Source organism: Arsukibacterium sp., from assembly GCF_036735525.1.
Lineage (GTDB): Bacteria > Pseudomonadota > Gammaproteobacteria > Enterobacterales > Alteromonadaceae > Alishewanella.
On sequence record NZ_DAINOE010000078.1, the window covers coordinates 1 to 15,200 of the forward strand.

12 protein-coding genes are annotated in these 15,200 nt (G+C 48.8%); 4 read left to right on the plus strand and 8 right to left on the minus strand.

Annotation, left to right across the window (positions count from 1 at the left end):
- Nucleotides 1-458 precede the first annotated feature (458 nt).
- Both lysS and prfB read right to left on the minus strand, forming a co-directional pair.
- Nucleotides 459-1,979 (minus strand): lysine--tRNA ligase, encoded by a 1,521-nt coding sequence (gene lysS, locus V7D78_RS13500; RefSeq protein WP_333608978.1) that lies wholly within the window; start codon nucleotides 1,977-1,979, stop codon nucleotides 459-461.
- Nucleotides 1,980-2,018: 39 nt separating this feature from the next.
- Nucleotides 2,019-3,117, minus strand: a protein-coding gene (gene prfB, locus V7D78_RS13505; RefSeq protein ID WP_333608979.1) for a peptide chain release factor 2 whose coding sequence is annotated in 2 segments (ribosomal slippage) — nucleotides 2,019-3,041 and nucleotides 3,043-3,117 — 1,098 coding nt in all. Because the reading frame shifts where the segments join, the coding sequence is not laid out codon by codon here.
- Between the two features lie 187 nt (nucleotides 3,118-3,304).
- Between prfB and V7D78_RS13510 the strand changes: the two genes are divergently transcribed.
- Entirely contained in the window at nucleotides 3,305-3,865 is a 561-nt protein-coding gene (locus tag V7D78_RS13510) for a hypothetical protein (protein ID WP_333608980.1), read from the plus strand.
- A complete protein-coding gene (locus V7D78_RS13515; RefSeq protein ID WP_333608981.1) occupies nucleotides 3,862-6,723 on the plus strand; it encodes an alpha/beta fold hydrolase in 2,862 nt (953 codons plus the stop codon). Before V7D78_RS13510 ends, V7D78_RS13515 begins: the two co-directional genes overlap by 4 nt.
- A 29-nt stretch (nucleotides 6,724-6,752) precedes the next feature.
- On the opposite strand, the gene recJ is transcribed toward V7D78_RS13515, so the two are convergent.
- The 3 genes from recJ to xerD are packed head-to-tail and all read right to left on the minus strand — an operon-like array spanning nucleotide 6,753 to nucleotide 10,242.
- The gene (gene recJ, locus V7D78_RS13520; RefSeq protein WP_333608982.1) at nucleotides 6,753-8,492 is read right to left on the minus strand and encodes a single-stranded-DNA-specific exonuclease RecJ; all 1,740 of its coding nucleotides are present in this window, start codon (nucleotides 8,490-8,492) and stop codon (nucleotides 6,753-6,755) included.
- Nucleotides 8,493-8,495: 3 nt separating this feature from the next.
- Nucleotides 8,496-9,293, minus strand: a complete 798-nt coding sequence (locus V7D78_RS13525; RefSeq protein WP_333608983.1) for a thioredoxin fold domain-containing protein — start codon at nucleotides 9,291-9,293, stop codon at nucleotides 8,496-8,498.
- 19 nt (nucleotides 9,294-9,312) lie between these two features.
- Nucleotides 9,313-10,242 carry a site-specific tyrosine recombinase XerD gene (gene xerD, locus V7D78_RS13530; RefSeq protein WP_333608984.1) on the minus strand — a complete coding sequence of 310 codons (930 nt, stop codon included), beginning with the start codon at nucleotides 10,240-10,242 and terminating at the stop codon, nucleotides 9,313-9,315.
- A gap of 125 nt (nucleotides 10,243-10,367) precedes the next feature.
- Here xerD and fldB point away from each other — a divergent pair, with 125 nt between their 5' ends.
- Entirely contained in the window at nucleotides 10,368-10,886 is a 519-nt protein-coding gene (fldB, locus tag V7D78_RS13535; protein WP_333608985.1) for a flavodoxin FldB, read from the plus strand.
- 257 nt (nucleotides 10,887-11,143) lie between these two features.
- Nucleotides 11,144-12,364 (plus strand): ATP-binding protein, encoded by a 1,221-nt coding sequence (locus V7D78_RS13540; protein ID WP_333608986.1) that lies wholly within the window; start codon nucleotides 11,144-11,146, stop codon nucleotides 12,362-12,364.
- A gap of 31 nt (nucleotides 12,365-12,395) precedes the next feature.
- Here V7D78_RS13540 and V7D78_RS13545 read toward each other — a convergent pair whose 3' ends face one another.
- The 3 genes from V7D78_RS13545 to V7D78_RS13555 form a co-directional block, all read right to left on the minus strand.
- On the minus strand, nucleotides 12,396-13,088 hold the full coding sequence (locus tag V7D78_RS13545; protein WP_333608987.1) for an RES family NAD+ phosphorylase: 693 nt from the start codon (nucleotides 13,086-13,088) through the stop codon (nucleotides 12,396-12,398).
- Nucleotides 13,072-13,455 (minus strand): MbcA/ParS/Xre antitoxin family protein, encoded by a 384-nt coding sequence (locus tag V7D78_RS13550; RefSeq protein WP_333608988.1) that lies wholly within the window; start codon nucleotides 13,453-13,455, stop codon nucleotides 13,072-13,074. Before V7D78_RS13550 ends, V7D78_RS13545 begins: the two co-directional genes overlap by 17 nt.
- A 141-nt stretch (nucleotides 13,456-13,596) precedes the next feature.
- On the minus strand, nucleotides 13,597-15,200 hold a 1,604-nt coding region (locus tag V7D78_RS13555; RefSeq protein WP_333608989.1), incomplete at its 5' end, for an efflux RND transporter permease subunit.

A 15,200-nucleotide genomic window follows, 5' to 3' on the forward strand; every position in this document is an offset into this window, starting at 1 on the left:
GCTTCTGATCTATAGTCGCTTTTGAACTGGCCGCTGTTCTGCGTAAGCTATCTTCAGCTGTTGCCGCTTTTTCCGCCATTGCATCAACTGCATGATGTGCAGCCTCACTGGCGCGCTCAGTTACAGGCGATTTAATTGCTGAATTGCCAGTGTTGGTATTCGCTTGAGTTGTTGCCATGGTAACCTCCTGCTTGTTTAACAAAAACACAGTTGAACTGCGCCTGATAACCTCAGCTTAAGTCAATCGTTATTACTTATACGATTAGAGCAAAGCTGCTACCAGATTAACACAACGAAAATAAATAGCTAAAAATCAATTATTTAAAAATTTAAAGCCAAATATTACCCCCAAATACTGTACCAGTATAGTGTAGAAATGAGCGGCCAACAGTAAAGAATACTGGCAATACAAAGCAAAAAGCCAGACCGGTGTCTGGCTTTATAAGCTGTAAATTTAATTACTTATCCTGGTGTAAGCGCATGTGCGGGAACAGGATAACGTCCCGGATGGAGGCTGCATCAGCCAGCAGCATCACCAGACGGTCAATACCAATGCCCTGACCAGCAGTCGGTGGTAAGCCGTGCTCCAGTGCAGTAACGAAGTCTTCATCGTAAAACATCGCTTCATCATCGCCGGCATCTTTTTGTGCCACTTGCTCGCGAAAACGCTCTGCTTGATCTTCAGCATCATTTAACTCGCTAAAACCATTGCCCAGTTCGCGGCCACCGATAAAGAACTCAAAGCGGTCGGTAATCTCCGGGTTATGATCATTGCGTCTCGCCAGCGGTGATACTTCCGCCGGGTATTCGGTAATAAAGGTCGGGTGACGCAGCTTGGTTTCGACCAGCTCGTCAAACACTTCCATTAAAATACGGCCATGACCATAGTTGGCTTTCACTTCAATACCCAGTGATTTGGCCAGCTCTGCCACTGCCTCGCGCGTCGCCAGTTGCGCTTTAGTCACTGTTGGGTTGTAGTGCAAAATAGAATCGGTCACTGACATCCGCGCAAAGGGCTTACCAAAGTCAAACACTTCGCCCTGATAGGGCACTTCGGTTGTGCCCAGTACATCTAAGGCCAGGCCACGGAATAACTTTTCGGTTAAATCCATTAAGTCGTTGTAATCGGCATAAGCCCAGTAAAACTCCAGCATGGTAAATTCCGGATTATGCCGGGTCGACACCCCTTCGTTACGGAAGTTACGGTTCAGCTCAAATACCTTTTCAAAACCGCCGACCACTAAGCGCTTTAAATACAGCTCAGGGGCAATGCGCAAAAACATCTGCATATCCAGCGCGTTATGGTGGGTTTCAAACGGCTTGGCCGAGGCACCGCCAGGAATCGCCTGCAGCATCGGAGTTTCGACTTCTAAAAAGCCATGATCGTTAAAGAAGCGGCGGATATAGGCCACGGTTTTACTGCGCACTAAAAAGGTTTTACGCGACTGCTCGTTGGAGATTAAATCCAGGTAACGCTGGCGGTAGCGGGCTTCGTTGTCGGTCAAGCCGTGGAATTTATCCGGCAAAGGCCGCAGTGCTTTAGTCAGCAGGCGAATATCGCTCAGCCAAACAGTGAGCTCGCCGGTCTGGGTTTTGAACAGATGGCCGGTGGCGCCAATAATATCGCCCAGGTCCCATTTTTTAAACTGGTCGTTGTACACGCCTTCAGCCAGGCTGTCGCGCGCCACATACAGCTGAATTTTACCGCCCATGTCGGCAATAGTAGTAAAGCTGGCTTTACCCATAATGCGCCGGGTCATAATACGGCCGCCGAGGCTGACGGTAATCTTCTGCTCTTCCAGCTGTTCTTTAGTCAAGTGATCGTACTTGGCAATCACCTCAGAAGAGATAGTGTCACGGCGAAAATCATTCGGAAACATAAAACCGTCTGCACGCAGACCGGCAAGCTTTTGTTTGCGCTCAGCAATCAGTTTATTGACGTCCTGAATTTCATCTTGTGGTTGCTGTTGGTCAGACATAGTGTGTTTCCTGATTGAAAAAGAAAGTTAAAGTAAAGATTACAGACCCGCTTTTAAGCTGGCTTCAATAAACTTATCAAGGTTACCGTCAAGTACCGCCTGGGTATTGCGGGTTTCAATGCCGGTGCGTAAATCTTTAATGCGCGAGTCATCCAGCACATAAGAGCGGATTTGACTGCCCCAGCCGATATCAGATTTGGTATCTTCCAGCGCCTGCTTTTCGGCATTTTGCTTCTGCAGCTCAAACTCATACAGCTTGGCACGCAGTTGCTTGTAGGCATTGTCGCGGTTTTTATGCTGTGAGCGGTCATTCTGACACTGCACCACGATATTGGTGGGTAAGTGCGTGATCCGCACCGCAGAGTCGGTACGGTTAACGTGCTGACCACCAGCGCCAGAAGCGCGATAGGTATCTATGCGTAAATCGGCCGGATTAATATCAATTTCAATGTCATCATCAATTTCCGGTGACACAAATACCGAAGCAAAAGAAGTATGGCGGCGGTTGCCCGAGTCAAACGGGCTTTTACGCACCAGACGATGCACCCCGGTTTCAGTGCGTAACCAGCCATAAGCGTAATCACCACTGAACTTGATAGTACAGCCTTTAATGCCGGCGACATCGCCATCGGTCACTTCGTACAGTTCAGGTTTAAAGCCTTTATCTTCACCCCAGCGCAGGTACATGCGCATCAGCATACTGGCCCAATCCTGCGCTTCAGTGCCGCCAGAGCCGGCCTGAATATCCAGATAACAATCGTTTTGATCATTTTTGCCGGAGAACATGCGGCGAAATTCCAGCAAAGCCAGCTGTTTTTCCAGCCCGGCTAATTCTACTTTGGCTTCTTCAAAGGTATCTTCGTCTTCAGCTTCAACCGCCAGTTCAATCAGGCCGCTGACATCTTCCAACCCCTGATCCAGGCGGTCAATAGTCCCTACGACCTGTTCCAACGCTGAGCGCTCTTTGCCCAATGCCTGAGCTTTTTCCGGGTTATTCCAAACGTTAGCGTCTTCCAGTTCGCGAGTCACTTCTTCTAAGCGCTCTTTTTTGCCATCATAGTCAAAGGTACCCCCGAAGCACGTTAGTACGTTCAGTCAGATCTTTAATGCTGTTGTTTACCGGATTCACTTCAAACATGCTTTACGCCGTAATCTTGTAGTCAGAAAAATAGGGCGCAATTGTAGCAAATTTATCGCTGGCAGTGCAGCCATCTATAACCAAAATATAATTTAACATTGTGTTCCGGTTTCCACAAAAAAGTCATTGCGGGTTGTGTAATTGTCTGAGATATTTGCGTTATTGTTTTAATTTTTATCAAATAATCATGAAAATAAATAATAATTTGTATGCGTCATTGTTAATTTTATTACTGGCTGGTTGCGCAAAGAGCGTAACAGGCATTAAACAGGATATTGTCCAGCCGATAGCCGATAACCATGGCTACCTGCTAATTAGTGTCGATACTAATTATAATCTGCAAAGTATTAATCTGGAGGGGCAGCGCCGGCTTAGTCTGACGACAAAAGATTTGCAACGCGGCACTAACTATATCTTGCTGAATGTTCCTGCAGGTAATTACCGGTTGAGTAAGGTTACCTTCAATAATATGCTGCATTTTCGCTTAACTGACAGTTACTGGGATTTTAGTGTTGGTGCAGGCCGCATCAGTTATGTCGGTAATTTTAACATCAAAGCCAATACATACAGTGTCTGGCGGCATGGCGCCAATCTGGTGTTGGAGAACCGCTCCAGCGATGCATTACAGTTTTTAGAACGCTCCTTCCCAACCTTATTGCAAGCGTATAGTGTTCGCTACCATGGCCCTGGAGAAGACGACTTTTTTCAGCATATTGAACATATCGCACAGTCAGTGAGTCAGCAATGAAGGTGATTATCCCATTGCTAATGCTGTTACTACTGTCTGCTATAGCGTCTCCATTGCAGGCCGCCCCTTTGCCAGGTGACAAAGTGTTTGCCCCTCCCTTCATGTCAGGACCGCAATTTTCGCCTAACGGCCAGTTTATCCTTACGCAGATCATACATCAGAAAACTCTGTACCTATCTTTGATTGATACCCAGTCAATGAACTTTACCCATGTCGTCAAAATAGCACCTGAGCAAAGCTTACGTAGTTATCAATGGTTAGATAACGACAATTTTTTTGTTGAATACCGTGAAACAGGCGATCTCATTCAAGGAATAGCCACCTTGGTGAAAGACCAAAGCGGCATCACGGCCCAACTCAGGCGCTTATGGTTAGGGGGTGATTTAGTCGCGAGTATGCCACAGCGACAATTTAACTTACTTTATGCCACTGAGCAGCGCAGTAATAAACAATTTAAACAATTGCACCAGATATCGGTTGATCGCTTCAAAAACAGTGACCTCCCCCGCAGTACTATGATCGCGACAGAACTGCAACGGGTGCTCAGTTATTTTTATGATGAACAGTCAGACAGTTTATTTGCGATGCAATTGGCAAGTGATAACCTGACACTGCGTTTTAGTTTCAAAAAAATGCAAGATACAAACTGGACCTTGCTATTTACGACTCAGGATGAAGAACTGGCTTTTATACCTGTAGGCTTTTTGTCCGCTACAGAACTGGCTGTTTTAAGTAACCAAGGCACTAATACTCTGGCGTTGCAGGCATTTGATATTACCAGTGGTCAGCTTGGCAACATTCTATATCAACACCCCCGCTATGATTTGGTATCAGCGACAATCACTATGGATGGGCAGGTCGAGTCGGTTGAATATTATGAAGATGGCCAACACCGTACTCATTATTTACAGGAAGATGCAAACAACCTGGCCATCAGATTAGGGGAAGCCTTTGCAGGCAAGCAAATTTATCAGGTAGCTGATAATAAAACACTTCAATCGTCGATCTTGTTTGTTTATGCAGCTGATGACCCGGGTACATATTATTTGTACAACCATCGACAAAGACAAGCGATCAAGTTAACGGAAGCTTACCCTGACTTACAAGCTTTCCAGTTTGCTACTAATCGTAGTTTTAATTTAGAAAGTGAACCGGGCGTCACTATTGAAGCCTATTTAACTCTGCCGCAAAGTGAGCTTGACCACAAGGTGCTCCTGGTCATGCCGCATGGTGGCCCGGTTGGTGTTCGTGATTACGACTATTTTAATAGTCAGCTACAATATTTGGTTAGCCGTGGTTTTTCAGTATTGCGGGTCAATTTTCGTGGTTCAGCGGGCTTTGGTAAGCAGTTTCTAGAAAGTGGTACCGGTCAGTTCGGTAAAGCCATAGAACAAGACATCACCGCAGCCGTGGAACGGGTCAAACAGCAGTTTCAGTTCCAAAAAATGTGCGCTGTAGGCAGTAGTTATGGTGGCTATTCGGCATTGATGTTGGCGATTAAACATCCTGAAGACTACCAATGTGTGGTTGCGGCATACGGCATTTATGATTTACCCCTGCTGTTTAATGCCAGCAATATTAAGACCACTGATGAATATCAGCGAAGGACATCACGGGTGGTTGGAGCAAACACGCCACAATTAAAGCAGTATTCGCCGTTTTATCTGGCAGATCACATTAAGGTGCCACTGCTGCTGATTGCCGGTGAGGAAGATAATATTGCTGATTTTGAACACAGCCAACGCCTGCACTATTTACTAAACCGGCTAAAAAGACCTGTAGAGACGCTGTTTTATAAGCGTACAGGTCATGGCCACTCTAATCCCTATTGGCAATGGCACGAAAATGCCTATCTGACTGATTTTATTTACCGCAGCCTGGAAATCGACATGGAGAATCATGCTGTAGTTCCACAACACACTGCTTATCTGGCTGAAGACTATCTGCTGTTAGCAAAGTCATTCTACGGCAATGCTCGTTTAACTGAAGATATGGCCAGGTCAATGCGCTTCCATCAACAAGCCAGCCAATTGGGCAATGCCGAAGCCGCTTATCATATGGGGTTAATTTACGCTGACGAGAATGGCATTTTTTATGATGTAAACCAGGCAAGACTCTCGCTACAGTTAGCGGCAGAGCGCGATCAGGCTGAAGCCTATGTCGCGTTGGGCCGCCTATACAGTACCGAGCAACCTTTGGACTTCGCCCTAGCAATAAACGCCTATCAACAGGCCATTGAGAAAGGCGCCAGCCTGGCCGCCAGAGCCGGACTCGCCCAATTACATTGCCTGGGACAGGGGGTGACCCGCGATGTGGCTAATTGCGCCAGCCAGTTAAGCTTAAGTACCCAAGCGAAGTCTCGCACTTTAACTCAAGCTGAGCGCGGCGCACTGCGCTTGACACTGGCGAATGTGTTTATGCAAGGCCAGTACGATGCTTTGGAGCTAAACTTATTGCAGCAGGTATTGAGCAGTGAATATGGCATCGGTACTGCCACCAGCAGTATTAAAGTTCAACAAGTTGGTTTAATGGATGACAACAATAAGGTGCTGCAATCTACTAATAGGGTGCAGGCGCAACCGAAGCAACGTCTGGGTATGCGCTTTGACAATAACTTCCGACGCCAGGGGCAACAGCATGTAGCCGTGTTCGCCAGATGGCTGCTGATAGACAGCAATGGGCAACAACGGAATGTGCAGAATAACTTGCTTTGGGGCAGCGACAGTAAAGACTGGAATGTATCTTACAAGCTGACCCCTCAAGATCTGAGCGCAAAACAGTTACGGTTGGAGTTGGCAGATATAGATGGCAAGCTGTTACTTAGTCAGGATTTTACCCTGTTGCAACCGTCAATTTAGTCCGGTTTTAATCAAGCGCGCTGAGCTGGTTAGGCCAGCGCTTCCATATAGCGCACTATCAGTTGCAAGTTTTGCTGATCGCGATACTCGTTAATGTCCAGCTGATAAGCCACCCTTACCTGTTTAACATTAATATCTGGCCAGCTTTTATTGTCTGCATTAAACCAAATAGCATCAACCAACAGCCCGGCCGGGCCCTGTAGCATTAGTTTCAAATGTCGGTCGGCCAGCATTTTCTGGCTGATTAAGGTAAATTCACCATCAAATACCGGTTCCGGAAAGGCCTGACCCCAGGGGCCGGCGTTTTGCAACAGCTGGGCAAAGCCAATGTCAAAACAGTCGCGCTCCAATTCACCGTCGGTATAAACCACAGCCGTCAACTGCTCTGGCGTCAAATGTTTTTTCGCGGTTAAGCTTAGCGCCAGCTGAAAAGTATCCAGCCGCTCGGCGGCTATGGTTAACCCCGCCGCCATGGCATGGCCACCAAATTTTTTAATCAACCCCGGGTATTGGCTGGCAATTTCTTCCAGTAAATCGCGGATATGCAGACCGGGTATCGAGCGGGCTGAGCCTTTTAACTCACCGTTGTCGCCCTCGGCAAATACAATGGTTGGCCGGTGAAACTGCTCTTTAATACGGCCGGCTAAAATACCAATGACGCCCTGGTGCCAGTCGCTGCGATACAAACATAAACACTCGGGCAAGGCGCTGCCGTCAAAAGATAATTTGCTTAAAAATGCCTGTGCTTCCAGCTGCATGCTTTGCTCTATGGCCCGGCGCTCGACATTCAAGGCATCCAGCTCGGCTGCATATTGCCGCGCCAGCCCAAGCTCCGGCGCCAACAGGCAACTTATGCCCAGCGCCATATCATCCAACCGGCCAGCGGCATTTAAGCGTGGCGCCAGGGCAAAGCCAAAATCGCTGGCAGTGAGTTTTTCCGCGCGTCTATTTGCGACATCAATTAATGCCTGAATGCCCGGCCGACACTTGCCGCTGCGAATACGCATTAAGCCCTGATGCACTAAAATACGGTTATTGGTATCCAGTGGCACCACATCGGCCACGGTGCCGAGTGCCACTAAATCCAGCAGCTCAGCAATATTGGGCTCGGTCAGGCCGTGTTCGCTAAAATACTGGCGCTCACGCAAACCGGCGCGCAGCGCCATTAATAAGTAAAACGCCACGCCGACGCCGGCCAGCGCTTTACTGGGAAAAAGGCAGCCCGGTTGATTCGGGTTAACTATGGCATCGGCATTGGGTAATTCGCGCCCGGCCAGGTGGTGATCAGTCACCAGCACCTTGACCCCGGCTTGTTTCGCCAGCGCTATGCCTTCAATCGCCGAAATGCCGTTATCCACGGTAATGATCAGCTCAGCGCCCTGCGCCACCACTAACTCAGCCAGTTCAGGTGTTAAGCCATAACCGTATTCAAAACGGTTAGGCACCATATACTCCAGGTATTTAAAGCCAAAGGCTTTTAAGCCCGACATCAACACTGCGGTACTGGTTGCGCCATCTGCATCAAAATCACCAACAATAACAATGCGTTGCTGCTGCAATAATGCGGCTATCAACAACTCAGTAGCCGCATCAATGCCTTTTAACTGCTGGTAAGGCAATAAGGCACTGCTTTGCCGCTGCAGTTGCTCAGGACCGGTAATGCCGCGGCTGTGGTATAACCGCTGTAACACCGGATGCATATCGGCCAGCAGTATCGGCGCTGACGGAACCGGGCGCCGACACAGTTGTTTTGACGCAAGCTGACTCATCAATTATTGGCTCTGTAAGCTGGGTAATAATAAGGCCGCAGGCTGATAGCCCGGGATCACCTGACCATCTGCTAAAATAATGGCCGGGGTACCATTAATGCCAAAGGATTGCGCCAATTCTAAATGTTGCTGCACCGGGTTTTGGCACATAGCACGCTCTGGCGTTTTACCTGCTTTAGCGGTATCCATAGCCACATTTTGATTGCGGGCGCACCAGATGTGCTGCATTTGTAAGTGTAGATCAGAGCCCTGGCCCGCGCGCGGGAAGGCATAATAACGCACGGTAATGCCGGCATTATTGTAATCGGCCATTTCTTCGTGCAGTTTGCGGCAATAACCACAGCTGGGATCAGTAAAGACGCTAATCACATGCTTTTCATTGCGGGCTTTATATTCGATATAACTTTGCCCCAGCTCAGCCATTTTGCTGACGATATAAGGCCGCATTTGCTGCTCTTTTAAAGAGGCCGGCACCAGTTGGCCGCGCACTTGCTGAAAATTGTCCAGATCAAGCACATTACCCGTTACCAGATAACGGCCGTCGGCCGAGCTGAAAAACAGCCCCTGATTGGTCATCACCTGTAACAGGCCTTCTGCAGGCGACGCTTGTACAGACTGCACCTGCAAACCAACCTGCCCAAAACGCTGCACCAAAGGCGTATGTTCAATGCTAAGTTCTGCTGTTAGTGGCGCCTGGGTGACTGGAGGTGCCGCATTGGCGGTATCCTTAGCTGGCTGCTCGGCAATCGGTTTACAACTAAATAATGCCAGCGTCATTACGCTGATTAACCACTTTTTCATATTAAGCCCTGCTTTAACGCTATGCGCGTGGATGATGTAACTGGTGCAAACGCTGTAATCGCGCCTGCGCCACATGAGTATAAATTTGTGTTGTCGACAAATCGCTGTGCCCCAGCAATACCTGTACTATCCGTAAATCTGCGCCATGGTTGAGCAAATGGGTAGCAAAAGCATGGCGCAGTGTATGCGGCGACAAGGTGGCGTCAATGCCGGCGACCTTAGCATAATGCTTGATACGGTGCCAAAAAGTTTGCCGGGTCATTTGTTGTTGCCGGCTGCTTGGAAATACCACATCCCTATCCTGACCCAGCAGATCTGGCCTGGCTTCGCGCAAATAACGCGCTATCCAGTGCACCGCTTCCTCTCCCATCGGCACTAACCGCTCTTTGCGGCCTTTACCCAGCACTCTTACTACGCCGGGGTCCAGTTGCAGCTGGGTCATACGCAAGTTAACCAGCTCTGTCACCCGCAAACCACAGCCATATAATAACTCCAGCATGGCTTTATCGCGAAACTGGATAGCCTCTGTAATATCCGGTGCTTGCAACAGCGCCTCGACATCCGTTTCTGACAAGCTTTTGGGTAAGCTGTGGCCGGCTTTGGGGTTCAGCACTTCACTTAGTGGGTTTAGCGCCAGTTGTCCCTGCTGATGATAATAGCGGTAAAAGCGGCGTAAACTGCTAAGCAAACGGGCATTACTGCGGGCGGCCAACTGGCGGTCGTAGCGGTGCGCCAGATAAGCATTTACCAGGGGTGCATCTACCTGTAACAAGCTGATATCCCGGGACTGGGTAAAGCGGGCAAAATGGCGCAAGTCTGTGCCATAGGCGCTAAGCGTATGCTTACTGACGTCTTTTTCCAGCCACAGCTGATCTAAAAACCGGGCTATAAGCTCAGCATCCTCAGCAGAAACAGTGTCAGGAATAGCAGCGGTGCGGTTAGCAGTCATGGTATGCGGCACAGTAAAACATGGCGCTATCTTACCTGAATACGCCGCTCAGGCATAGTCTGCCCTTGGGTAACCCGGCGACAATCTGCTACAATCCGCCGCGACTGACAACGGGATAACCTTTAATGAAAATCGGCTTATTTTATGGCTCCACCACCTGTTATACCGAAATGGTGGCAGAAAAAATTCAGGCACTCATTGGCGCTGAGCTGGTCGATTTGCACAATATCAAACAACAGCCGTTAAGCCTGATGGCGCAGTACGACATCTTAATTCTGGGCTTATCCACCTGGGATTTTGGTGAGATTCAGGAAGACTGGGAAGCGCACTGGGATGACATCACAACAGTGGATTTGCGCGGAAAAATTGTCGCTATCTATGGCATGGGCGATCAAATTGGGTATGCCGAATGGTTTCAGGATGCCGTAGGCATGCTGCACCAGACCATAGCCCCACAACAACCTCAGCGCATTGGTTTTTGGCCAAATTCAGGCTATGAGTTTATCGCCTCTAAAGCCCTAACAGCGGATGGTGAATGGTTTTACGGCCTGGCGCTGGACGATGAAAACCAGTACGAACAAACCGACGAGCGTTTAAACCTGTGGGTCAATCAGATTTTAACTGAAATAGCTGAGCGGCTGTGACGCTGTCAAGCCGGCTGCTAAACCTTGCCTGACAATAAAATTAGCCGAATTGCGCGGTGATATCTAACCCCTCTGCTTCCTAGACATGCTGTTTTCAACACAGATCTTAATACTAAAATCAATGTCGCTGACCCAATATATCGTGAAATGCAAGAACAGCAATGTCTAAATTCCTTCTATCAAGGTTCTAATTTCACTTCTGTTGACTTCTAATTTTACATGAATTAATTTCTATTTTTACGCGTCTGGAGTTCTCCATGTTTGAGCGTTTTATAACACCTCGGGTGCTTGAGGCCCTAACAGACACCCCAGTGGTAATGATTGTTGGGCCGCGCCGCGCTGGCAAGACGACATTAGCGCGGCAAATGACAACTGCCGGACGACGCTATATAACACTTGATGATCAAACAGTGCTGGATGCTGCCAGAGCCGACCCAACAGGATTTATTCGTGGTATTGATACTGCTGTTATCGATGAGATTCAGCGGGCTCCAGACCTGCTGTTAGCCATTAAAAAGACGGTGGATGAGGATTATCGCCCTGGCCGTTTCCTGCTGACAGGTTCAGCCAATGTGTTAACACTACCTCGGGTAGCCGATAGTCTCGCTGGGCGGATGGAGACCATCCAACTGCTGCCGTTGGCACAAGGCGAGTTGGCGGGCCGGATGCCGACGTTTCTTGAACGGTTGTTTGAAGGTAAATTGCAGGTACATCAGGATGCCATTTTCGGTGACTCGCTGATCCGGCTGGTTCTGTCAGGCGGTTTTCCAGAAGCAATTAGCCGCGTTACAGAGAAACGGCGGCAAGATTGGCTGCGAGCTTATCTGACTTCGGTGCTAACACGGGATTTACGGGATCTCGCCGATATCGAAAAGCTGACAGAATTACCTAAATTCGTTCGCCTGCTGGCAGAACATTCTGGACAATTGGTCAATTACTCGCAGTTCGGGAATAGCATCAACGTTTCATACAAAACGGGACAGCGCTATGTTGGATTACTGGAACAAGTGTACCTAGTGACCCAGTTGCAGCCTTGGTACAGCAACACGTTAAAACGTTTAGCCAAGACACCAAAATTGCATTTTCTCGATAGCGGCTTGCTTGCAACTGTCTGTGGATTAACCTTTGACCGTGTCAAAGCGGAACGCCGTACATTTGGAGCACTGCTTGAAAGCTTCGTATTTTCAGAGATTATGAAACTCATCACGGCATCAGATATGCGACTGACACCCTATCATTTCCGCAACCATGTAAACCACGAAGTGGATATAGTACTGGAGCGTGACGACGGCATGCTAGTCGGGATTGAAGTTAAGGCCAGTGCCACTGTGAAATCAAGCGATTTTTCCGGGCTTAAGGTGCTGGCCGACTCATGCAAGGACCGTTTTGCCTTTGGAGTGGTGCTTTATGACAGCACTGATATTGTGCCATTTGGAGAAAAACTCGCTGCAGTACCACTGTCCTGTCTTTGGGAGTAAATCAGATTTTAACTGAAATAGCTGAACAGATTTAGAAGCCGGCGACCTCTTTCACTTCTAATACATACTTTATTTTGCGCTGGCTGGCACTGTAAAAGTACTCATAATGGGCAGCCTGTACTACAGGTTGCAGGGCATTGGGTTTAAACGCCGCCAGGCAAAACCCGCCCGGATTACGCACACTCAGGTAAAGCAAGCCGGCATGTCCCCGCGCCCGCTGCGCGCTGGCAAAGACCTGGCTTGGCGTGTAGTCGTCAGGATGGTGCAGATAAGCAAAGTCGCCGCTGCTGATATCGGCCATGGGCTGCAGCACAGCACCCACATACTCGCGCATAAAAATACTGGTATCAGGCTCAGCGGTTGCTGCCAGAAACCGGGCGCGATGATAGGCAGTTTCGGCAATGGCCGTGGCACTGTTGTTGGCGGCATAGTAGACCCCATAACTGCCGTCAGTAAAACGGCTGGCATGCCCTATATGGGTAAACGACGCCATAACAGGGGTAGAACCAGGGCCGCAAATGCGTTGTTCTGGCGGCACCAGCGCTAGATCTCCGGCTTCCTGGCGCAACCTGTCATTGGTTAACGACTCTATATAGTAGGCAATGTCATATTCATCCGGGTCGACAATACGCTCAAATAAAGATACCGGGGGAAAGCGGCTGGCAATAATGCGCCGGGCCTGCCAGTCAATAACGCGCAAGGTTAAATCAACCACGTTGTGCATCCAGATATTGACGAACCCGCGCTAAATCAAGCAGGCTGCCGGCCAACATCACCTCTAGTGCCGAACGCCCGCCAAAGGCAGTATTCGGTTTTTTTATCCAGGTATTGGCTTGTTCGGGCTGCACAAACAGCAGATGCAGGGCTTTATAAATACCCGCAATAAAGGACACCCGCTCAAGGGTATCGCGGCTTAGCGCGCTTACCTTGCCGCTGCGCCAGTTATAAAAAGTGCTACGGCTGGGCTCGCCCAGTAAAACACGCATGTCTTTTTCAGATAGCAGCCACTCGTTGCCCGCAATGTTCATAAACATTTTAATCGCAACAGGTCCAAGCTTTTCCTGACGAATATCAACATCTAATGCCTGCATAACGCACCTCCCATAGAGGTTCAATAATAGACCAAAACACAAAAACTGTCCATTTGTAGACATTAATGATGTTTTTAATCAGTCGTCCTAATACCGTAATTCAGCTTAAGCAAACTTAATTGTCTGCCTTTTATAACAAGCTCAAGCTTTACCAGGCTGTTTCGTACCAGAAACAAAGCGCTGCAACATGGCGGGGAGAATGCTGATGTTGGTGAATAACGCCATTAGCATAGCAGCGGCGGTGAGAATGCCAAAGTAGACGCTGGGTAGAAAGTCTGAAAAACCAAATACCGCAAAGCCCATGGCAATGATCACTGAGGTATAGACTATGGCCAGGCCAGTGTGGGCAAAGGTGGCACTGATAGCACTGTTGTGGTTTTTGTCGGCAGCATCGGTATTATCAGCAGGCTGCTGCAGGTAATTATGAATAAAGTGAATGGTATCATCCACTGCTATGCCCATGGCGATGGCGGCGATAGTAATGGTCATTAAATCCAGCGGAATCTTTAACCAGCCAATTAAGCCTAATATCCCCAACGTGGTCAGCACATTTGGAATAAGCGCGATCAAGGCAATGCTTAGTGAACGGAAAATAACCAGCAGCACCAGGCCTAACACCAGATACACCAGCCCCAGGGTGGTCACTTGCGAGTCGACCAGGCGCGACAAAATATCCTGATAGAGCACGAACAAATTGCTGAGCTGATACTCCTCCGCCTTAAGGCCGACCAGCTGCAAATCTGCATGCAATTGCTGCATCAGCTGCGCACGGTTTAAATGCTCTGTCGTATCCTGAATACGGGTGGCAATTCTGACTTGTGACGGTGAGTCGGCTATATAGGCGCCAACCAGCTGATCCGTTACCTCTGTGCTGAGCATTTCATAAATGGCATCCAGCTCATACTCAGTGAGCGGCCGGTTTTGATTCAGCTGCCTGGCAAGGGTCGTAAAATTAATCAGCGAGGTTACGCTACCACTGGCTTCAAAGGCATTGATGGCAGCGTGGGCCAGATGCAGCTGATTAAGCTGCTCGGCACTGATGATTAAATCGGTTTTAGATTTAGCCGGGTCCAGCGTTATCACTATATCCAGCGGCGTGGAGCCGCCAAAATGCCGGTCGATAAATGCCAGCTCCTGGTGCACCAGCGTATCTTTGGCAAAATAGTGAATAAAACTATTTTCTACACTTAAACGGCTAATGCCGGTGGCAAGGCCACTGAACAGCAGCAGTACAATAAGCATAATCGGATAAGGCCAGCGTTTCACCAGCGCCGCAGCGTGCTGCAACCCCTGCTGTAACCAGCCAAACTCTGCCGTCTCCGTGCGGGCTTTGAGTAAACTTAACAGCGCCGGGAATAACAGCAAACTGATACTCATGGTGATTAGCATGGCAATCAGCATCATAAAACCAAAGTCGGCCACCGGCTGAATACCGCTGAAAATCAGTGAGCCAAAACCAACTGAAGTCGTCAGGGTTGCATAAAAACACGGCGAGATTTTTTGCTGCAGCATGCCGCTAACCCGCTGCTGCTGACTGAATTCAGGGTTGTCACGGGCTACTTCGCGATAAGCCCCCAGCAAATGGATCATCACCGCCAGCGTCAAAATAAGCTGCAAGGCAATGAAGTTAGCCGAAATCACTGTAGTGCGGATATCCAGTAAGCCAAATAAGCCGCAACTTAAAAGCACACTGACGGCACAACTGAGCAGCGGAAAAAACACCCAGCGCCAGCTGCGATAAATCA